Source organism: Nitrosomonas sp. Nm34 (assembly GCF_900113925.1).
In the GTDB taxonomy this organism is placed as follows: Bacteria; Pseudomonadota; Gammaproteobacteria; order Burkholderiales; family Nitrosomonadaceae; genus Nitrosomonas.
In genome coordinates this window covers 25270-47293 of record NZ_FORD01000011.1, presented here as the reverse complement: position 1 = coordinate 47293, position 22024 = coordinate 25270, and the positions used below count along the sequence as shown (strand labels likewise).

Sequence of the window (22024 nt, the reverse complement as noted above, 5' to 3'; positions counted from 1 at the left end):
TAAGGCAAGACTGCTTCTCTCGGAAAGTATAAGCCACTAACTCCACTATCAGATGAACAAAGAAGTTAAATGGGCTGCGATGACGGAAATACCCAATTTACGAGATATTTTTCAATTGGTCATGGCAGTATTAATGATTATTTTGATTATAAAGTAACTATCTATCATCCTTAATAATGACCACTTCGCGGGGAATCAGTATGAACCTATCCAAGCATGCTGTAGGAGCTTTATTGATGTTTTTGTTGAGTAATGAGTTAAGTGCTCAAGATAATATTCCAGCACAATCTTATGAATGGAGAACAGCGGCATCTGCACCTCTCGGAGCTGAGGAGGTGATAGGCGTTTCCACTAAAGATAAATTTTACATGTTCGGTGGATTAGGGCTCAATTGGGAGCCGCTTGGTATGGTGATGGAATATGATCCGAAAACCGATAAATGGACACGTAAAAATGACATGCCCGTCAAATTGCATCATATGGCGTTGACTTCCGTAGAAGGTAAAATTTATATGTTCGGTGGGTTTTCAATGCCCAAAGAAGGTCAAGATGTAGGTACCGGTTACGGATAGCTGGATATATGTAGCTGGAGGTAGAGCTGGTTCTGTCTTCATTTCAGTCGAGTACTAATGAACCAGGTCTAGTCACTAATACAGATCGACATGATGTTTTACATGTCATTACTAAATAAGCTGGCGTTTATTATTTAACGCGAGTTCGGACATAAGAATCACTACACTATTCCTTTTGCGCTTTTCTTATCCCGAACTCACGCTATTTACTCCAGGTGGACAGAAATAATCTGGAGGCGGCTCTTTTCTAATTTTCCTTCAGGATGGACCGGCAGCATCCGAAATAGCACAAAATGCTGCTCTGCTGTTTCACGGACGGGTAATGGAATGGACAAACGAACCTCTCCCGTTTGCCCCTGACGGGCAGGAGGGTAGTGAGTGATCCATCCAAGGGTGTTCTCGTTCATCCAGTCTTCCTGCTTCTGAATTATTATGCTATCGTCCGTGTTGAGTTTTACGGGAGAAAATATGATTTGGATCACGCTATGCTCTTGCTTGGGAGCAGCAAGCACCTTATAGCGCACAACTAAGATAGTAGACGTTTTTTTGTCTTCGATCATCCCCTTCAGAGCCATCTGCACGATGCGGTCTTTGTCTACGACCATATCCGCATAACACCTTTGACATAAAAACATCAGCAATACTGCGACCAGACTCCCGATGGCAACACGTCTCGATGGTTTCATGCTCATCCTATTCTATGGCAGTAGGTAAGTTCCCAGCTTAAAATTCCGTTATAGCCAGCAGTACGCTCGAGATGGTAAGAAGTTATTGCTCCATCCAGCATCAATCAAGCCGTATAATTTCTAAATCTGTAACAGTAAAGGAAGCAGTATTCTTACTTTCAGCGGCTGCATTAACTGGCATCAGTTGCACCTTGATATCATCGTTCAGCCTGCCTGCTCCAGCCTGTGCCGTCAACGGCGCAGTAATGTCTACCATCACACTGGTGCCATGCTCCATGCTTGTCGTCTTTGCAGAGCCAAAAAAACCGAAACTTCCAGCATAATGGGGATCGGTTGAAGGCGTTTCTGGAGTCAGATAAGGGCAATTCACAAAAACATTCACTACCAGACCGTTATTCCCGCCTTGCGGCCAGCCGACATTTTTTAGAACAGCTATAACGCGCGCACCTTCCGTGGCCAGGAGCTTCTCGCCCGCAAGGGTAGTGCGAAACACGCGGCTGCTCTGGAGGTTTCTGAGCAAATTCGTGGTTTTAGCCGAAAGACTGGTTTCTTCGCCAACACTTGCGGTGATGCTTGCTTTTTTCGTTCCTAAGGACATAGATTTCGCGCTTTTTAGCTGTTCTGCTAGCGTCGCTTGAAAGGCACTCGAAATTTCGGCGTTTTTCAACATCGCTTCAAAACGCTCTTTGCCAATCAAGTCGTCATAGGTATACCCCAGTTTGGTAAAGTCTCGCACTTGCTGGGAAGTAAAGGTGATGGGATTACCGTCCTTGTCTACAAACATGTCGCTGTAAGTTTCGTCGTTGTCCTGAGTAGTGTTACCTGCAGCTTGCCATTTTGCCCACATGTAGTCCACCATGCAGTGGTGCATCCAGAAAATTGGGTCGAGTGGAGATAAGCCATCACCAATATGCCCGGGCAACCCTCTTGCCGGGAAACCAGCAATGACATGCCCATTGTTGTGTGGCTGCCTTTCCAGCATGTTGTTGAAGTTTACAAATGAAGATTGACGCAAAATGGTCTGCAAGTTTCTTTCCGTAAAGCTACCACTACGTACTGGATCACTTTGCAATCCTGTACCCTTTTGCAGAGCCCTTATTGGAAGACTGTCGATTCGTCCCCAGTTAATCCCATTATATTCCCCCGGATCATTCCAGTGTGTGACATTAAGTAGAGGGTTGTCGTAAAAGGGGTTGGGAATAATCCCATTCTTCTTGCTCCAATCCCAGTAATGCAGTGTAAAATTGCTGTCGCCAATCAGTTCTCCGCAGATTTCCTCAAACATCGCTATATATGGGCGGTGCCACGATACAAAGTTAAGGGTACCATGCTGGCAATAGTCTGCATGAATGGTTGCCTGACCCCACCAGCTACGCAGGTCGGTATCAGGCAATGCGTGCATGGCCTTTACCGCTTCGCCATATTTTTCAAAGAATGGATCATTGTCTGCAAGGGTCATCAAGTTTTTTCGAACCCGCAAGTGGGTTGGCTGCGCCCATAATGTATTGCTCATTCCAAATACCGCTGGGATGGCCAGGCAGGCTGCAGAAATTTTAAGGAAGTTGCGTCTCGATACCATTTATTGCTCCCCTTTATTGGTAATATAACTATGAAGAGTACTATGCGAAAGAACTAACAAGACATCCAATTTGCTGCCTTGTTGGTCAACACAACCAGGTTAGCGCAGCTATTGTTATTTAATTAAAGCTGTTTTTCCAGTACTGCAATAGAGATAATGTGATTAGTCAAATAAAACCAGATATTTGCTAAGCTCCTTCTCAAATTCTATTGCTGACCTATCCTCACCTATCCTTAATAGCTTATAGATGTGATGGACATTATAGTAAAAATAGATGCTTGTATATTAGTTATGGCAGAATCTCTAGTTTAATATGCAATGTTTGTTCGTCATTGTCTCGTTTCAGGCTGCACCTGATCATTAATCGTCAGGGAATTGCTGGGAATAAAAATCTCAGCAGGCAATATTGATGCCTGTTGTCTAATACTTGTGTCGGTGCCTGATGAGTATGAACTTATGGCATTGTTTATACATCCAATAATTTATGTAGGTGAGCATTTATAAACCGAGCGTCCTTTACGCTAAAAATAACGAAGGATGTTTTTTCCGTCAATCCTCTAGGAGAGCATTGCTATGACACAGCTTAATAACCGTTTCTCCACTTTCTTTTTAATTGCTGTAATGGCTTTTTTCTTGGGTTGCGCCTCAACGCCCAAACAAGAAGGAACTGGAGAATATTTCGATGATTCTGTCATTACCACGAAAGTCAAAACGGCAATTTTCCAGGAGCCCACACTAAAATCCTCTGAAATCAGCGTTGAAACCTTTAAGGGTGTTGTTCAACTGAGTGGTTTCGTCAGTTCCAAAGCCGATATTGACAAAGCGACCGAAGTGGCGCGTAGTGTCGAAGGCGTGAAATCTGTTAAGAATGTCCTACAAGTCAAGGGACGATAGATCGCTACATGGTTAATCGTAACCTATTCATTTCGGCTCTAGACTAACAGAAGTGATCTGTTAGTCTAGTCATATTTACAAACATTTCGGCATGACTATCCGTTAGGAGTATAATCTTACTCTTTCTGATGATATGCACGTACTCATTCATCGGGAAATTCTCCAGCAATAATGAATTTTAGTATCACGAGCGAAATCCAAAGGGATCATCTCTGCGCTGATATCTTCAATAGTCAAATCCATCAGCGCTTCTCTATCCATTTTGAAGCGACGGAAGTTGGTTGAAAAATACAATACTCCACCTGGCGCCAACAACGCCGCAGCATTGCGGATCAATTGTACATGATCACTCTGGATATCGAAGGCTTTACCCATTTTCTTGGAATTGGAGAAAGTTGGGGGGTCAAGAAAAATCAGATCAAAGTGTTGCTTTTGTTTTGAATCAGCCTGTTTAGCCAACCACTCAAGACAATCAGCACGCACCAGCTTGTGATCGCCACGGATGCCGTTGAGGTCGAAATTCCGTCTCGCCCAGTTCAGATAAGTTTGGGACATATCGACCGTGACACTGGCCGTCGCTCTACCGACCGCGGCATGTACCGTAACGCTCCCGGTATAGGCAAATAAATTTAAGAAACGCTTGCCGTTAGCTTGTTGTTGAATCAACATACGCATTGGCCGGTGATCGAGAAACAGGCCGGTGTCCAGATAGTCCTCAAAATTCACCCAGAATTTGCACCCGCTTTCTTCAACGATATAAAAGCGACCTGAATTGCCATGCTTTTGGTACTGATCGGTGCCTTTCTGCTTGCGGCGAATTTTTAAAAATATTTGCTCAGCTGGAATTTCTAACACCTTCGCTACTTCTGCCATCGCTCCCACGAGTCGCTGGTGGGCCTTGATAGGGTCAATCGTTTTCGGTGGCTCGTATTCCTGAACATTGACCCAGGTTTGCTCACCTTGATAAAGGTCTATTGCTACCGAGTATTCCGGCAAATCAGCATCGTATAATCGGTAGCAATAGACCTGATTCTGTTTGGCCCATTTCGTTAGTTTTTTCAGGTTTTTGCGTAAACGATTGGCAAACATTTCCGCCTGACTGTCGGACTGACTGGTTTGGACAGATCGGTCGGTTTGCTTGACGTGCTCTTGTTGGGGCTTAGCTTGAGTTTCAAAGAAAGCTTTTTTCAGATGATGATCCATTATACTATCTTACAAAAAAGAGATTCAGGGTGAGCGATTTCTTGTCTAAAACAAGGTAGTGTTATTTTGTCAAAGTATAAATTGTTCTGCTAAAAGGCTAACTTATGGCTGCTTTCTGTTATCACTAGAACTTGCAGCATCAAGCGCATTAGCTTGATGCCAGCAAAATGAAGTTTGGTTGAAATATCCAATACCACTTCAACTAACTAGTGTAACAAAACTGAACTGCCAGAACGTTCAGCTTGTCACACTTACCCATGCAGTTCAGTAGGCATAGCATCACGGTAATAAATACCCTGCAAGAAGTTCTTGGGTTGAATACTATTTAGCCCCAAGGTGTACCGGAACAGGTTAACATTAATTTAATTAAAACTTTGGAATTTAAGAAAAAAAAGTCAAGTCAAACTTACTTGAGCAGAGGGCCTATATTGCCTCTATTTATTTGTTGGTATGTTGGATTAATGTTATCTCTCTTCATCCCTATTGAGCTAGCCAGGTAAAGCTTTACTACAAGTTTGTCCTATAATTCAATATAACCATGAGCAGTTACTCAATTTTATTTAAAGCAGGATTAGTATTCCTAATATTTAGCACATGAAATTCTCTAGTTGGCTTCTAAAATAATATTGACATTAAGAAATAATTCACAATTTTTTAAACAATACTCACCACTTCAATTAAATTCGCCTCAGCATATAATATAATTATAATTAATTTATTAAAAACATATATTTAAATCTTAATCCAATGAGTAAATATTATTACGGATAACTATCTTGGTATCAATATTTACAAATTACTCACAAACTTATCCACAAAAAACATAAACAGATATTTATCTGATTAAGTGATATCGTAAATTAGCAACTTTACAGATTTAAATAGCATTGCAAAGGAATCATTAAAATGAACAACTACGTACAACGTTTTCTATTAGAGAATCTGGATATACGGGGTGCAGTGGTGCATCTTGATAGCGTATGGCAGCAAATGCTACAAGATCGGAATTATCCGGCATCCGTCGTCCAGCTACTTGGAGATATGAGTGCTACTACGCTTTTACTGAGTAATAATCTCAAGCAACTTGGACGCCTAACCGTGCAGCTAAAAGGTGATGGTCCGGTTCCTATGTTAGTTATCGACTGCGATGAAAGTCTTCATTTGCGCGGGATGGCTAAACATGTACCTCAGGTAGGAATGTTACCAGTACCTGATTTACTGGGGGATGGTCAGCTAGTGCTGACCTTGGACATGTTGTCCATGCGCGAGGCTTACCAGAGCATTGTGCCACTTGATGGTGACACGATTGCCGAAGTCTTTGAGCACTATTTCAAGCAGTCTGAACAGCTTCCTTCACGTTTATTCCTGACGACATCAGATAATGCCATTTTCGGCATCCTGCTGCAGAAGCTTCCCACCGCCGATCAACAGGATCCAGATGGATGGACTCGTATAGAAGCACTTGCCGCAACGGTGCAAGACCAGCCTATGTTCAGATTAACTGCTGAAGAAATTCTTACTCGCTTGTTTACGGAAGAAGCCATCCGCATTTTTGAAGCTCAGAAGGTCAGCTACGGCTGTCACGAAGATCCAGCCAAAATCTATAATATGCTGCAGTCTTTAGGCCGTGCAGAAGTTAATGCTATTTTGCAGGAATGTGGCGAAGTTGTCATACATGACGACATCTGCAATCGCGAATACCGTTTTGACGCGCTAGCTATAGACGCCATCTTTCGTGAAGCCGGGCCGACAATACATTGAGAGATCATGTTCTGCGAATATATTATAAACGGCATGAGTTACACTGCTGGTATGGTCTAAAAAAACCATTTAAAAACTATCTGCCTTGCAGTTGTGGTGTTAAGAACAGACAGAAAATTAATTATTTATCAGGTATAAACTCCAACTCGATTCATCCCACTTGTTATTAAACTCTGATAGTTAATTCAGAATTATCCACTAGAAAATTCTTTTAACTAACAGAAGATACTGAAATATCGCTTTAATCAATATATGGTAATCTTTGTTTTAAATATTCATAAATTTCAGGAATGCTAAGCAATATGGATTTTTCTCCTTTGGCTTCACAAACAATGACTAATAAACACGCTTTGCTTGGTAAGCACCCCTTAGGTCTTCCGGAATATTCAGAACGACACGATCTTCATGCTGAGCTTAATGCGGATGTTTATGAGTTGGTGAGTATTCCTGCTCAACTCTCTCATTTGGTACTTTTGTCTGATCGGCAATGGGTCGATCAGGAGCGCCAATTATTGGTTCAACTTTGTCATCGTAACGATATTTTGCCGCCTAATGCTCACTTTGATCAGTTCAGTGCCGACTTTGGAGATTTTCGTTTACGTTGGGAACGCCATACCGAATATTCTACCTATACAGTTTATTGTAAAGGTTCGTTCGATATTCCTTTTGCTAGACCAGCCATTACCTCTGTACCACCAGATTGGTTAGCCAGCCTGCCCGGTGAAGTGTTGGTTGCGACGCATATTGCACTGGATGATCGATCTCGTCCTAGCCGTAGTCTAAGTGAGCTAGCCAGTCTATTTGCATCCAATACCGTGATTGGTTCCAAAGTATCAGGAGGCAGCGCCAGTGTTTGGAGCGACAATCAAATTCATGCAGATGGTTTTAGCCGAATCTTGATCCATGATGATAATCTCCGAAGCCGTCAGGTTGGAAGGCTGGTGCAACGTTTGCTGGAAATTGAGACGTATCGTATGCTCACTATACTGCCATTGACACTCATGCGTAGGATAGTTCCTCAGTTGGAGCGTTACGATGATCGCTTATCAGAGCTGATTACTAGTAATGATTTGCCCGGAATTGAAGATGAGCAGCGTCTTCTAGGGGAATTGACAAGATTAACCTCCGAAATCGAGAAAATCTCTGCCCAGACTAGCCATCGATTTAGTGCATCGCAGACGTATTACGCTATCATGCAGCAACGTATTGCTGAATTGAGAGAGGAGCGTATCGAAGGGCTGCAGATGCTTTATGAGTTTAGAAAACAGCGTGTAACTTCGACAATGGGAACTTTCGATATCGTTCGCTCACATTTGGAGACGCTTTCTTTACGGGTAACACGCGCTTCATCCATGCTGCGTACACGCGTCGATATTTCCACGGAATCACAAATCCGTGATTTATTGAAATCTATGGATAATCGTGCACGTTTACAATTGCGCTTGCAAGAAACCGTGGAAGGATTATCAGTGGTCGTACTGAGTTACTATTTGCTTGGTATAGTAGGCTATGGGCTTAAGGCAGCGAAAGCTGCAGGATATCCTATCAATGTAGAATTAATCACTGGGATTGCAATTCCAGTAATACTCACGATCGTTTATTTCGGAGTAAGGCGTCTGCGCCGACGGGTGAAAAATAAATAATCCTGGATTTCTGAGTTGGAGGGGAGGTGTGTATATTTTTATTCCATGTGCAGGGCATCACGCAATGAAGTCGGATAGTTGTTTCATTCCAAGAAATTGGAATGCGGTTAAATTACCTATTTACAAAGCAACGTCATCCGCAGCAGAACGAGTCATCAATTAATGAACCCAGGAAATTAAAGCATTTTATATTTGCCACCTCACTCCTGTGGCTGCTTTATTGGTATTTATTTTAAGAGCAGGCGGATGACAAAGAGTAGGAAATGCCTGGAAAATTTGAATAATCGAAGACACAAAGTAAGCGTTATCTTATATTTACTTCAAATATGGTAACGCTTACTTTGGCAAATTTGGAGTTACATTAGAATAAGACTAATATTGTATTAGGAAGGTACGCTCTCTGTTTCGACCTCAGTAACCGCTTTCATGCTTAAACGGAGCCGACCTTTTTCATCAGCCTCCAGGACTTTTACTCGCACAGTTTGTCCTTCTTTAAGATGAGTGGCTACGTCTTCAACACGCTCATGAGCAATTTGAGAAATATGCAGCAAGCCGTCTTTGCCAGGCAATATACTCACAATTGCGCCAAAATCGAGCAATTTTAATACTACGCCTGTATATATCTTACCTACTTCTACTTCTGCGGTAATATCCTCGATACGTTTCTTTGCAAGCTCCCCACCCTCACTATTGATGCAGGCAACCGTAACTGTACCGTCATCACTGATATCTATGGTCGTATTGGTTTCTTCAGTGAGCGCACGGATGACGGCGCCCCCTTTACCGATCACATCACGAATTTTCTCCGGATTAATCTTAAACTTGATAATGCGCGGAGCGTGAGTCGAAATATTTTCCCGGGTAGCGGGAAGAGCGTTCTTCATGATATCCAGGATATGCAACCGACCTTCTTTAGCCTGTAGCAAGGCTACCTGCATAATCTCTTTGGTAATCCCTTGAATTTTTATGTCCATTTGCAGTGCAGTAATACCCTTCTCAGTACCTGCCACTTTGAAATCCATATCGCCCAAGTGATCTTCATCACCAAGAATATCGGTAAGCACAGCAAAGCGATTCCCTTCCTTAATCAGTCCCATGGCAATACCTGCCACATGCGCTTTTAAGGGAACGCCTGCATCCATCAATGCAAGACAACCTGCACAAACCGAAGCCATAGAGCTGGAGCCATTGGATTCCATCACTTCCGAAACGACTCTTAACGAATAACCAAATTCTTCAGGTGGAGGAAGCACTGCTTCCAATGCACGTTTTGCGAGACGACCATGGCCTATTTCGCGTCGCTTTGGCGTACCGACACGCCCAATTTCTCCGGTAGCAAAAGGAGGCATATTGTAATGAAGCATGAAGCGTTCGGTATAATCTCCCTGTAGGGTATCAAATTTCTGCTCATCGCGTGCGGTTCCTAATGTGGCCACGGCCAGCGCTTGTGTCTCACCTCGTGTAAATAATGCTGAGCCATGTGTTCGTGGAAGTACACCATGGCGTATCGAGATAGGGCGCACAGTTCTTGTGCCACGTCCATCTATACGGGCTTCTCCATCAAGAATCTGACTACGAACAATGCGAGCTTCGAGTTCAAAGCCGATTTCTTTGACGGACTGCTCATCAGGACCTTCTTCAGCACCGACACCTAATTCTGTGTAGACACGTTGCCAAATTTCTTTAATGGCTTCGTTTCTAATTTGCTTTTGTTTTAATTGAAAAGCATTACGCAAATCTGCTTCTGCCAATTGTGAAATTCTTTCAATTAATACCGGATCATTTTCAGCTGGTTTCCAATCCCATGCAGTAACGCCAGCTTCATCAACAAACTCATTAATAGCATTAATGACTGCTTGCATTTGCTCATGACCAAACGTAACGGCGCCTAGCATGATCTCTTCAGATAATTCCATTGCTTCTGATTCAACCATTAAAACCGCTTGCTGTGTTCCAGCAACAACCAAGTTAAGCTGAGCTTCTTTTAATTCGGTGGTAGTTGGATTGAGTACGTATTCATTATTGATATAACCAACACGGGCGGCCCCAATAGGACCATCAAAGGGAATCCCCGAAAGTACTAGCGCAGCAGAAGCACCAATCATGGCTGCAATGTCAGCATCCACTTCAACTTCAGCTGATAAAACGGTTGCAACCACTTGTACTTCATTATAAAAGCCTGCAGGAAATAATGGCCGAATAGGACGATCGATCAATCTTGAAGTAAGGGTTTCTTTCTCGGAAGGGCGCCCCTCACGTTTAAAGAAACTTCCGGGAATACGACCTGCAGCATAGAATCTTTCTTGATAATCAACGGTCAAGGGAAAGAAATCTTGCCCTGGTTTGATATTTTTATCTCCGACGACAGTCACCAATACGACTGTATCATCCAGCGAAACTATCACTGAACCATGAGCTTGTCTCGCAATTTCCCCGGTTTCCAAAGTAAGTCTATGGCGACCGTAGGTAATACTCTTCTTTACTAGTTCCAATTAGCAATCCTTCTTTATTGATGTAATCATCCTTGTTTGATTGGCTGTTTCCCTACTTGATAACCCATTTTTATTGTTTAATTAAACGATTACTTAATTAGGGAAGAAAGCTAATAAATTAATTATTTGCGTAAACCAAGGCGCTCAATTAGCGCAAGATAACGATCGTTGCTCTTCTTTTTTAAATAATCCAGTAGTTTACGTCGATGACTGACCATTTTAAGTAAGCCGCGGCGAGAATGATGATCCTTAACATGTGTTTTGAAGTGATTGATCAAATCATTAATACGAGTAGTCAAAAGTGCCACCTGTACTTCAGGAGATCCCGTATCACCTGCGGCTCTTTGATAATCACGCACCACCTGGGCTTTTTGCTCGGTTGTAACTGTCATATAATTAATTTTCTCCAGTTTTTGTTAATTAGCCTATTTCAAGAATCCAGAATTTTACCTTTTAATAGGTTATTTGTCCAAAACTTACAAAGTGTTGGGTATTGTGATACCGCTGGAGAGATTTTAACCTTCTCGATAATTTGCATAAAATACTATTCTGATAGAATTCAGACTAGTCAGCTTCTAAAATCCATCAATATCCTTTTACCTTTTTTTTCCGCTTAGTCTACTTTTCTTTGGTATAAAACATCAATATGTAAGCTCATTATGATTCTCCTTTATAAATTGTATATTCGGGAAAATGGCAGAAAATGCTGTCCCCAAGCCCGGTTCACTGGCAACTTTAAGTTGTAGATTATTGTTAGCTGCGGCAATTTTGACAAGGGATAGGCCAATGCCGCTAGACGACTGATTATGCATCACCGCTCTTGGAGAATAAAAATACTCGTCAAAAATATTCGGCAAGTCCTTTGCTTCGATGCCAATTCCATGATCAGCAATGGTTACAATTGCTAAGTTACCTGACAGTTCAATGATAGAGGTAATATCAATTTCTGCATTGTCATAAGAATAAGTGATTGCATTGGCAATGATGTTTTCAAATAATATTTCTATCTGATCTGGAATACCAAAGGCAAAAAAATTTTGCATCGATAACTTTATTTTAATATTTCTTGCATTTGCTACTGGTTCTAATTTATCAATGCACTTATTAATAGTTGCTGAAATATCAACGTATCCCATTGCATTGGTATTTCGTCCGGCGGTTTTCAGTCTTTCAAGCCTGAGTACATCCAGGATTAAATTTGACATATTATGTCCACGTTTATCAATTCTGGTTAGCACATCTTCAATTTCACGCGACACCTCTCCACAATATCCCTCTTTGACCAGATTAATTTTGCTACGGATAGCATCAAGCGGTGCCTTAAGTTGATGTGTCACCAGCATAGCGTACTGATCTTTTGCAATTTGGGCTTGATTGATTTGATCATAGGCATCCCGGAGATATTGCTCATGCTTTCGAACAACCAGTGTAAGGCGTGAGACAACATACCATACAATAAAAAATAAAGTATCGAGTGCAATCATCCATACTAGAACTCTACCTTTTTGTAAGCTTTCATTCGAAAAGCGTGGATCTATAAGAATTGATTGTGATACTTGATAGAACATTTCATTTTCAACGAGTAAAACAATCGTGTACATCGCGGAAACTATGATTGCAACAAATAAGCTTTCCAGCGCCGAGAAAAAGATACATGCTAAGGCAATATGGAGGATATAGAAGAAGGGAGCAGGCGTTGCGGTACTGCCAACATAATGCACAACTATCGATAAACATAATAAATCAACAATGATCTGCAGCCAAATGTTGATTGAAGGTGAGTTGTATTTTAAAGGCTGGCAAAAATCCAATGCATAAATATAGGCAAAATTGGCGGCACTCAAAATAACGGTAATTGCAAGCGGCCAAACTTGTTGTTCTCTGATTCCCAGTTGAGTGAGCTCCTCAGATGCTATTAGAGCTACGATCTGAAAAAGAATCAGTGCACCAATGACAGCCCATCGAAAAATGATAAACCAGCGAATGTTATCTCTTAATATTTCATCACTTAATTTTTGTTCACCTTCTTTTTTCCCGTCCAGGTTAAATTGCTGTTTAGGCGTGCTCCAGGAGAAATCGGCAGTAGCCATGCTTAACCATCCTGAGAAGTACTCATTTCGGGCTTGGCTGTCTTCAGACGCTCACGGACGATTGACAACAAAACGGAGGGTTCAATAGGCTTTTCAATGATACAGATCCATTCTTGTGACTTATTTTCGAAATAAGGCAAAATCATATCACCGAGTGAAGTCATAAAAATTGCCTGCATTTTAGGGAAACGGTTGTGCAATTCTACATAGGTATTCAAGCCTGCATCCATTGATTCGACCATAACATCAAGAATAGCTAAATCAGGAATTACAGCAGGATCATTCAATGAGTTGAGAAAATCATTCGCTGTGTGATAGCTGTCGACCTCATAGCCGTGCTTTTTTAGGATTTGACGAACAGTATCTCGAATATCAGGATCATCATCAACGTGGGCAATTCTTTGTGTCATATCCATCTCCTTTATTCAATTAAAGAGCAGCTAATGTCAACAGATCCTTAAGTGATAAGATTCAACTTGAAAGTAGCTATTAATAGCATAGTTTCTATTAAGCTATTCACGAAAAAACAAGTGGTTTTCCTCATTCTTCTTAAATTTACAAGAAAAAAAATACTACACCTTGCTGTTCTCAGCGCGCAAGAAATTTTGATGAGTATATGAGTATATTTGCGTAGCAGGAAATTGATTATTTTTTGAACAGACAGATTAGAATTAAATATTGAGAGGTCATGAGTATTTAAAAGCTTTTACATAGTTGTTTGATAGCGTGTGCCTGGATGAACTGCATGACTACTATTCAAATGGATATAGCTTGACTGGCAAATTTCACCTTTAACTTCTCTGTTTTAAAATCAGTGGTGATGCGAATCATGCTTAAGATACAAGCTGCAGCACACAAGAACTGATTAGATTGATCAATAACTGAACAAAAATGACACAGACTAATTCTCTTAAACAAGAAGATCGCAGAGAACCCTCTATTCTCCAAGCGATTATTTGTTTGCTTGGTGTGTTTTTAATGATCTCGCTGGGACTCTTTGTGCTGGAGATCCATATTCATACCATCATTTTCATATGCTTGCTATGGGTAGGTATCCATTCAGCTATGCTGGGTCATACTTTCACTGATATACAGCATATGATGAATACGGGTATCAGTCATGCGCTGCCTGCTATTTATATTTTTATCCTGGTTGGAATGATCATCGCAAGTTTTATGCACAGTGGCACAATTGCCAGTCTTCTGTATTATGGGCTGGAATTACTCAACCCTACAGTATTTCTTGCAACCGGATTAATTTTATGTAGTCTCATGTCACTGGCAACGGGCACTTCCTGGGGAACGGTAGGAACGATAGGGGTGGTACTCATCAGTATTGCAGAGGCGATCGGTATTCCGCTGGCTATCGTAGCGGGCATGATTGTGTCAGGCGCAACCTTTGGTGACAAATTATCACCTATGTCAGATACAACGAATCTCGCCGCTATCAGCGCCGGCACCAACCTCTATCGCCACATTTATGCCATGCTGTATACCACCATCCCAGCCTTTATACTGACGCTTATCCTATTTATCTTTGTAGGGCTTCAATATGAAGACTATGCATTGCCTGCAGAGGAGATAACAGCGATTCAAACTGTGCTAGCAAGCACATTCCAATTAAATCTATGGGTCACGTCGTTACCGTTGTTGTGCATGTTCGGCATGAGCATTAAAAATTATTCTGCGGCAATAAGCATGTCATGCAGTATCGTACTGGCCATGGTGATTGCCATTTTTTATCAAGAAAGAAACTTCATCGAGGTATTGAACGCGCTCTGGCTCAATCAGCCTGGTAGCACAGGCATAGACCATATCGATTCCTTGCTTGGTCGTGGGGGCATTTATAGCATGGCCTGGACCTTGTTGTTATCGATTATGGCGTTGGCGTTGGGCAGTATCTTGCACCACGCAAAATTTCTTTCCGTTATTCTTGAATATGTAATTTTCCGTATTAAGCATGTGCGCACGCTCATTGTCACGACGATAGTGTCTGGATTTATCAGCAATATAGGAATGGGGGAAGCGTATATTTCGATCATTCTGAATTGTCAATTATTTAAGGACGCTTATCATAAAGCCCAACTGGATAGTGCGATGCTTTCTCGCTCGGTAGAAGAAGGGGCCACGATGACAACAGCGTTGATTCCATGGACTACGGCAGGCGCTTTTTATGCAGCAACACTCGGTATTTCAGTATTAGAGTATGCGCCTTATGCTTTCTTGAATGTGCTTAATCCTATTGTTTCTGTGATAATGGCGAGCCTGGGTATAGGATTACTGCAACGCCTGCGCGTTGACGCTTAATTGGCTCAATGCTATATTCCGTCCAGTTAAGAAAGAATCTAAAAGGGATAGATGGATATCCCGTGCTGAAAACAAATCAGGGAGGAGCAAAATGGAACCAACGAATCAGCTTTTCGTCAGCTTTGCACTCAAGGATGCTGAGCTTAGAGATAAGCTTATAGAGCAGATAAAGGAAGAGAGTCCTGAAATCACATGTGTCTTCATGCCCGAAAAGAGATCATGGGAGAGCGCATGGAAAGAGGAATGCCGGGAAAAAGTTAGAGGGTGTAATGGAGCAATTGGTCTCATCACCCCCAACACCATTCGGGCTGATGGACAATTATGGGAACTGCGTTGTGCTTTTGAAGCCAAAATGAAGGTAATGCTGATTGGCGATGAGGAAGCCTGTGACATGCCCGCCAGGAAATTTCCTGATCTTTTGAAAGACGAAGATATCCTGCCATGGAACAGTTCCAATATCGCCATGTTTCTTGGTAAATTACAACGATAGTCGTTTTATAATATTCTTCCTGATCTTATTTTTACCCGCTTGTAAGCTTTTCTAATATTTTCAAGTGCTATCATAATATTGTGGCGGGGCGTGCCAATATTCATGCGCATGAAACCGCTGCCGTTTTTCCCAAATAAAGCGCCAGGACTTAATCCGACTTCAGCTTCATGCACAAAAAAATGCTTAAGCTGCTTATCGTTCATATTCAGGGCGCGGCAATCCAGCCAAAGTAAATAGGTTCCTTCAGGTTTAATTAATTGAATGTCTGGCAGATGTTCGGCCAGGTAGCCGTCAACCTGATCGCGTGTATTTTTTAGATACAGCATCAATTCATTCAGCCAGGTGGTTCCGCTCCGATAAGCCGTTTCAAATGCCACCATGCTGAAGGGATTAGCCGCACTGATATGCATCATGTCAAAAAAATGCGTGATCGCAGTACGATGTATTTTATTCGGTACGATCAGGGCAGACAGATGAAGTCCCGGAATATTGAAGGTCTTGCTCGGTGCAACAGCCGTAATGATATTTTCTGGATTTCCAGTCAGACTTGCGAGGGGGCGATGCGGGTTTTCTGGATAAACCAGATCAGCATGAATTTCATCCGAAATAATCACCCAGTTATGTCTGGCAGCCATTTCAATAAGCTGCGTTAACTCAGATTTGCTCCACACTCTTCCCACAGGATTGTGGGGAGAGCAGAATAGCAGCATGCGCGCATTAGCACCGATCTGCTCCAGTTGATCGAAATCGATCGTGTATCGACCCTTCGCCAGATGCAAAGGATTGAGTATCAATTGTCTATCTGTTTTGGTGACTGCCGAAAAAAAGGGAAAATACACCGGTGGCTGTATGATGACTTGCTCACCTGTTTGAGTGAGCGTCATAATCGCCGTCGTTATCGAGGGTACTACGCCAGGGCTGAGAATAATCCACTCACGCTCTACCTTCCACTGATAGCGCAGCCATAACCAGTCGATGAGCGACTGGTAGAGACTCTCCGGGATCAGCGTATACCCGTAGATGGGATGGGTAGCCCGTCCGATCAGAGCATGCGTGATTTCGGCAGGGGCAGCGAAATCCATATCGGCCACCCACAACGGCATCACATTGGCATTGCCGAAGGTACTCAGACGTCCATCAAACTTAGTGCTATTCGTTCCGATCCGTTTGATATCGCGGTCGAATAAATCACTCACGCGATTTTCTCCCAAATCGTTACTTCTGATAACGTATGCTGAAATTTACGTTTAGTTTCACGGATGACGAAGGGAACTTCCTGTGGACCTTGAATCAGTCTGAAATGACTGCCCAGTATTTCTTTTAAACCATCCAACGTAGTGAAACTCTCCCCATCCCGCTTAAATCCACCGATCCATGCTTCCCGCTTAGTGTGCTCTTCTAACCAGGTATAAGGGGAGGCAAGCAGCAACAATCCACCAGGATTGACACGGCTGTGTACGTTTGCCAGAAATTTGGCCGGATCATATAAACGATCGATCAGATTAGCTGCCAGGATAAGATCATAGCCAGCCAAAATGGGCTTGAGGTTGCAAGCATCCCCTTGAAAGAACTCAACCTTATGCTTGACATCATCCAGCCCCAGGTTTGCGAGCGAACGCTCTTTATAAAAAACCAGCTCGCCTTCATCGGTTAGGGTATAACGCAGCACCCCTTGTTGAACGAGCTGCACGCCTTGATTAATAAAACGTGCAGAAAAGTCGACCCCTGTCACATGATTGAAATGTTTGGCCAATTCAAAGGTGGCTCGCCCTGAGGCGCATCCGAGATCAAGCGCCTTATGTGCGGGTCGATTGCCCATGGCAGCAATAGCAAGTTTAGCCAAAGCAGCCGGGAAATTGGGCACATCGAAATACGTATCGCCATAATGAAATTCGGCATACTCGGACAGCAATTTATCTGTCTCATAATGAGAGCTGGGCTGGAAGGCAGGCGTATCCGTAACAACATAGCGAAATCCGGCGTGTTGAAAGAAATGCCGGCGAAAGGCATAGCGCGATGCCTTCAGTGCTTCATTACCACAGGCAATCCAGGAGCCGCCTTTGATGAGATTATGCCGGTCATCAAAAGTAGGCGTGGTGAAATCATCATAGTGTGGATGAACTTCGAACCCCTCAAATGGGTAGGTGGGTGTTTCTGTCCATTGCCAAACGTTCCCTACGATATCGAAGAATTCACCCTGAGGAAACTCATTAATGGGGCAACTCGAAGCATAATAATCGAGATGAATATTGCCAGCGGCTGGGGCATTGTGAGGTACCTCGGATAACTTGGCTACATCATACAACCGGTACCACTCATCTTCGGTGGGTAAACGCATCGGTAGGCTGCTGGTTTTCGCTTTCCAGTTACAAAACGCCTTGGCTTCATGATAGTTGACTTCTACTGGCCAATCCCAGGGCATCGGCACTTCTTCGGTCATCAAGCGGAAATACCAATCATTGCCTTGTTTGAGCCAGAAGGTGGGGTATTGCGCACGCGTATGTTTTAACCAGCCACGGCCTTCCTCTTCCCAGTGATCCTCTACGCCATAACCATTGGCTTCAACAAAAGCCAGAAATTCCTGGTTGCTCACCAGATAACGGCTTGCCTGGAATGCCGGGATTTCTGCTGAATGGTGGCCATATTCATTGTCCCATCCAAAAACAGGATCGGTGTTGCTTTTACCGATCTGCACCTTGCCAGCCGGCACAGTCACCAATTGATTCTCCGGAGCCGTTCCGCTTTTGCGACAGGGCTGCCAGGCAGGATGGGGTTGAACATATTGCAGTGCATGCTGACGAATCAATACCGAAGAGGTTTCCAGATGGATACGCTCATGCTCGATACCCATTACAATGGTCCACCAGGGGCTTTCCCAGCTAATCGGCAGAGTCAGGGGCGTATCACTGATGAGCTTATCGACGATACTGCGCATGGTACGGCGGTATGTCATCACTTCTTCTACCGATGGCCAATCATAATGAGTCGTATCCAAATCATCCCAGCTCATCTCATCGACGCCGACTGCAAACATTGATTCTACTTTTGGATTAATTCGCTCAGTAATCAAGCCGGCCAGAATCAGCTTATTAGTGAAGAAAGTAGCAGTATGTCCCAAATAAAAAATCAGAGGATGCCTCAGCGTGATCGGCTTAACGTAATAAGCCTCATTGTTGCGTAACGTTTCAAAAAGTTGCTCGTAATAATCCAGCGTAGTATGAAAATAGGATCGTATCTCTTCACGTTTAGCATTAACGTCGTTACCATCAAGTACCGGTGTTCTCTGAAAAAGTTTTTTAGACATAAGATATTGACAAACCTGCTTATTTATAACTTTTGGAGCGGTTATTATACTCTTTCGAACTTTATAGGTCATATTTAACAAGGAAATAACACATTTAGCGTACCCATCGGTAGTAAATGGAAACACGACAATTATTCCCTGACATAATGATAAAGGCATAAACAACGAATAGGAATACAATTCGCTTAATTAACAGAATTAACAGAAAATTTGAATGGGTGACTTGATGATGGCTATTCCTGGAATGCAAGGAGCAATTCGCCCTGAGTTAACACATTCGCTACCTGCAGCGAGTGGGTAGAAGACAGCATACTGACCCGTACGCCAAGCAATCGCAGCTTTTTCTCCAGGGGTACACGTCGTAGACATTCCCGCGCAGCCTGGCGGATAGCAATAGGATCGGCAATGAACGTAGACAAGGTGATATCTCGGGTGACAGTATGGAAGTCTTCGAAGCGCAATTTAATACTAATGGTTCGACCAAGGTAGCCTTTACGTTTCAGATCTTGTGCAACACGTGTACACAGGGCGGTAAGTGCTTCCGATAAAGCAGTACGATCATGGCGTGGATGAAGGTTATGCTCAAAAGTAGTTTCCCGGCTGATCGATTTAGGTTCCGAACGAGTCATGACTGGACGATGATCAATACCATGCGCGACCTCAGAGAGCCAGGTGGCGTAGCCGCGACCAAAGTGTGTCTGAAGCAAACTTAATTCGACCTGGGCCAGCTCGGCGATGGTCGAAATGCCGAGCAATGCCAGTTTCTTTTCTGCTTTGGGGCCAATACCATTGATTCTACGTACTGGCAGCGGCCAAATACGTTCCGGAATATCAGACAGATCCAGAATAGTGATGCCATCCGGTTTTTCAAAATCGGAGCACATTTTCGAGAGCAGTTTATTGGGCGTAATCCCCATTGAGCAGGTGAGACCGGTGGCATCGAATACTGCTTGTTTGATACGTTTCGCCAGCGTCAAGCTATCCTCTGGCAGACTGCTGAGGTCAATATAAATTTCGTCGATGCCGGAATCTTCGATTTGCGGCGTAATGCTTGCCACGGCAGTTTTAAACAGCTGTGAATAATGGCGATACGCCTCAAAGTCAACTGGCAGCAAAATGGCATCGGGAGCAAGTTGTGCCGCTTTCATTAGGCCCATTGCAGAGAATACGCCAACTGCGCGCGCTTCATAGGTGGCTGTCGTGATCACACCCCGGCCTGCATAATCACGTAACCGTGAGAAACGCAGGCTTCCATCTTCCAGTCGCACCGGCTTATGCTCCGATTTCCCGCCAATGACCACAGGCAACCCGCGTAATTGCGGATAACGCAGCAGCTCAACAGACGCAAAAAATGCATCCATATCAAGATGAGCGATACGACGGGATAAGAAATTCATTGTTTATCAGTTATTAATGTCTGCGGCTCGGCTTCGCGTCAGGTTTGCTTTGGAAATCGAATTAACCCCGGTTGCATTATTGCGTACTGTGCAGCATAGTTTGCAAGGTTAGCGCATTTTGTGCAGCAGCATAACCGCTCTTGGTATTATCGAAATAGCAATACACGGTATGACCGCGCGCTGACCAGTTAGCAAAAGTATTGGCCCAGTCAGATAAAGAACATTTGCTATAACTGCCCTCATAAGGACCGTTTGGGCCATGCAGGCGCACATAAATAAGATCGGTAGTAATTTCCCTGGGTGAAAGAAAGCCATCCAGATCAAAGATGCAGAAGGCTGCCTTGTGCAGTGAGAGCAGTTGATAAGTTTGTGCGTTATGCCAGCTAGGGTCGCGAAATTCAAAGACATATCTGAAGTCATTGCTGAGCGTCTCCAGAAAAGCAGACAAGCGCTCGGGATTGAAATGCCAGCGAGGCGGGAGTTGGAACAAAATGGGTCCTAGTTTATCTTCCAGGATGCGTATTCGTTCCAGGAAAGTCTCAGTACTTTGCTTCGGATCGTTCAGTCTTTGTATGTGAGTGATGTAACGGCTGGCTTTGACGGTAAAGATAAAGTCTTTAGGGACTATGTCATACCATCGCAGCAATGTTTTTTTATCAGGTAATTGATAGAACGAATTATTGATCTCGACAGTTTTAAAGTATTTTGCATAATAGCACAGCCATTCTTTCTGGGAAAAACCCGGGGGATAGAATAAGTCTCGCCAGTGAGAGTATGACCAGCCGGATGTTCCGATGAAAATAGTACTTTCCATCATATCGCTCGCTCCTGAATGATTTGTCTTGGCTGTAAAACAGGCTGCTCAGAAACAAAACTATCATGCCAGCCTGAAAAGCATGGCTATCACAAAGTAACCTGTCAATTTGGCCATTGCCTTTATAATATTCTGTTTAGCAGAGTTTGCGGTATAGAACGCTTTTAATTTTTTAAACGATCAATCATCAATAAAGGGAAACTAGTGAGCACGATTTGGTTCAAGGAGTACACACTCGATTATCTGGAAGGGCTGCGCAACGCTAATATGGGTGCGCATATCGGCATCCGTTTTGCCGAAATTGGCCCTGATTTTCTAACAGCCAAGATGCCGGTGGATAAAAGGACAACCCAACCGTTTGGAATTTTGCATGGTGGTGCAAGCTGCGTCTTGTCAGAAACGCTGGGCAGTGTCTCAGCCTGGATGACGATCGATCCGGAGAAATATCGCGCAGTTGGGCTTGATATCAATGCCAATCATATCCGCGCGGTCACCAAAGGCAATGTCATCGGGGTATGTACCCCGCTGCATATTGGTCGTCGCACTCAGGTCTGGCAGACAGATATCACCGAAGAGGAAACCGGCAAGCGTGTAGCGATTTCAAGATTGACTGTGGCGATCATTGAACAGGGTACATTGAGTACTCAAAAAGAAACTGTGATCGTGAGCAGAGAATCGTAATGGCTTTTAACTGTCTAATCCTTTAATTCGGCAAGCAGATTGTTGAGGGCACCTCGAAAAATTCATATTTGCGAGCATCCGCTTCGCGGATTGCCTGCTCTTCGCTGTTCA

Annotated in this window: 18 protein-coding genes; 7 read left to right on the top strand and 11 right to left on the bottom strand. The window is 43.3% G+C overall.

Annotation, left to right across the window (positions count from 1 at the left end; translation table 11 throughout):
* The first annotated feature begins 200 nt into the window (after positions 1 to 200).
* On the top strand, positions 201 to 572 hold the full coding sequence (locus tag BM283_RS06775) for a Kelch repeat-containing protein (RefSeq protein WP_175492054.1): 372 nt from the start codon (positions 201 to 203) through the stop codon (positions 570 to 572).
* A gap of 206 nt (positions 573 to 778) precedes the next feature.
* On the opposite strand, the gene BM283_RS06770 is transcribed toward BM283_RS06775, so the two are convergent.
* The gene (locus BM283_RS06770; protein WP_090691244.1) at positions 779 to 1258 is read right to left on the bottom strand and encodes a hypothetical protein; all 480 of its coding nucleotides are present in this window, start codon (positions 1256 to 1258) and stop codon (positions 779 to 781) included.
* A 100-nt stretch (positions 1259 to 1358) separates the two neighbouring features.
* On the bottom strand, positions 1359 to 2837 hold the full coding sequence (locus tag BM283_RS06765) for a tyrosinase family protein (RefSeq protein ID WP_090691241.1): 1479 nt from the start codon (positions 2835 to 2837) through the stop codon (positions 1359 to 1361).
* Positions 2838 to 3410: 573 nt separating this feature from the next.
* On the opposite strand from BM283_RS06765, the gene BM283_RS06760 reads away from it, so the two are divergent.
* The gene (locus BM283_RS06760) at positions 3411 to 3731 is read left to right on the top strand and encodes a BON domain-containing protein (protein WP_090691238.1); all 321 of its coding nucleotides are present in this window, start codon (positions 3411 to 3413) and stop codon (positions 3729 to 3731) included.
* 147 nt (positions 3732 to 3878) lie between these two features.
* Here the strand turns inward: BM283_RS06760 and rlmKL are convergent, their stop codons facing one another.
* Complete coding sequence (gene rlmKL, locus BM283_RS06755) at positions 3879 to 4934, bottom strand: bifunctional 23S rRNA (guanine(2069)-N(7))-methyltransferase RlmK/23S rRNA (guanine(2445)-N(2))-methyltransferase RlmL (RefSeq protein ID WP_090691236.1); 1056 nt, start codon at positions 4932 to 4934, stop codon at positions 3879 to 3881.
* A 906-nt stretch (positions 4935 to 5840) separates the two neighbouring features.
* Between rlmKL and BM283_RS06750 the strand changes: the two genes are divergently transcribed.
* Together BM283_RS06750 and BM283_RS06745 are read left to right on the top strand one after the other, a co-directional pair.
* The gene (locus tag BM283_RS06750; RefSeq protein ID WP_090691232.1) at positions 5841 to 6695 is read left to right on the top strand and encodes an Hsp33 family molecular chaperone HslO; all 855 of its coding nucleotides are present in this window, start codon (positions 5841 to 5843) and stop codon (positions 6693 to 6695) included.
* Positions 6696 to 7027: 332 nt separating this feature from the next.
* Entirely contained in the window at positions 7028 to 8338 is a 1311-nt protein-coding gene (locus tag BM283_RS06745) for a DUF3422 family protein (protein ID WP_090691363.1), read from the top strand.
* A 383-nt stretch (positions 8339 to 8721) separates the two neighbouring features.
* Here BM283_RS06745 and pnp read toward each other — a convergent pair whose 3' ends face one another.
* The 4 genes from pnp to BM283_RS06725 all read right to left on the bottom strand — a co-directional run bounded on the left by pnp (position 8722) and on the right by BM283_RS06725 (position 13330).
* A complete protein-coding gene (pnp, locus tag BM283_RS06740; RefSeq protein WP_090691229.1) occupies positions 8722 to 10830 on the bottom strand; it encodes a polyribonucleotide nucleotidyltransferase in 2109 nt (702 codons plus the stop codon).
* A 122-nt stretch (positions 10831 to 10952) separates the two neighbouring features.
* Positions 10953 to 11222, bottom strand: a complete 270-nt coding sequence (gene rpsO, locus BM283_RS06735) for a 30S ribosomal protein S15 (RefSeq protein WP_090691225.1) — start codon at positions 11220 to 11222, stop codon at positions 10953 to 10955.
* 249 nt (positions 11223 to 11471) lie between these two features.
* On the bottom strand, positions 11472 to 12920 hold the full coding sequence (locus BM283_RS06730) for a sensor histidine kinase (RefSeq protein WP_090691222.1): 1449 nt from the start codon (positions 12918 to 12920) through the stop codon (positions 11472 to 11474).
* A gap of 2 nt (positions 12921 to 12922) precedes the next feature.
* Positions 12923 to 13330 (bottom strand): response regulator, encoded by a 408-nt coding sequence (locus BM283_RS06725; RefSeq protein ID WP_090691219.1) that lies wholly within the window; start codon positions 13328 to 13330, stop codon positions 12923 to 12925.
* Positions 13331 to 13811: 481 nt separating this feature from the next.
* On the opposite strand from BM283_RS06725, the gene nhaC reads away from it, so the two are divergent.
* Positions 13812 to 15227, top strand: coding sequence for a Na+/H+ antiporter NhaC (gene nhaC, locus BM283_RS06720; RefSeq protein WP_090691216.1), 1416 nt, complete (start codon positions 13812 to 13814; stop codon positions 15225 to 15227).
* A 91-nt stretch (positions 15228 to 15318) separates the two neighbouring features.
* The gene (locus tag BM283_RS06715; protein ID WP_090691360.1) at positions 15319 to 15717 is read left to right on the top strand and encodes a TIR domain-containing protein; all 399 of its coding nucleotides are present in this window, start codon (positions 15319 to 15321) and stop codon (positions 15715 to 15717) included.
* A 5-nt stretch (positions 15718 to 15722) separates the two neighbouring features.
* Here the strand turns inward: BM283_RS06715 and BM283_RS06710 are convergent, their stop codons facing one another.
* The 4 genes from BM283_RS06710 to BM283_RS06695 all read right to left on the bottom strand — a co-directional run bounded on the left by BM283_RS06710 (position 15723) and on the right by BM283_RS06695 (position 21235).
* Positions 15723 to 16913: a MalY/PatB family protein gene (locus tag BM283_RS06710; RefSeq protein WP_090691213.1), complete on the bottom strand. Its 1191-nt coding sequence runs from the start codon at positions 16911 to 16913 to the stop codon at positions 15723 to 15725.
* Complete coding sequence (gene ovoA, locus BM283_RS06705) at positions 16910 to 19021, bottom strand: 5-histidylcysteine sulfoxide synthase (RefSeq protein WP_090691210.1); 2112 nt, start codon at positions 19019 to 19021, stop codon at positions 16910 to 16912. Before ovoA ends, BM283_RS06710 begins: the two co-directional genes overlap by 4 nt.
* Before the next feature lie 233 nt (positions 19022 to 19254).
* The gene (gene dinB, locus BM283_RS06700; RefSeq protein ID WP_090691208.1) at positions 19255 to 20418 is read right to left on the bottom strand and encodes a DNA polymerase IV; all 1164 of its coding nucleotides are present in this window, start codon (positions 20416 to 20418) and stop codon (positions 19255 to 19257) included.
* A 76-nt stretch (positions 20419 to 20494) separates the two neighbouring features.
* Positions 20495 to 21235 (bottom strand): DUF72 domain-containing protein, encoded by a 741-nt coding sequence (locus BM283_RS06695; protein ID WP_090691205.1) that lies wholly within the window; start codon positions 21233 to 21235, stop codon positions 20495 to 20497.
* A gap of 201 nt (positions 21236 to 21436) precedes the next feature.
* Between BM283_RS06695 and BM283_RS06690 the strand changes: the two genes are divergently transcribed.
* Complete coding sequence (locus BM283_RS06690; RefSeq protein ID WP_090691202.1) at positions 21437 to 21913, top strand: hotdog fold thioesterase; 477 nt, start codon at positions 21437 to 21439, stop codon at positions 21911 to 21913.
* The last annotated feature ends 111 nt before the right edge of the window (positions 21914 to 22024 follow it).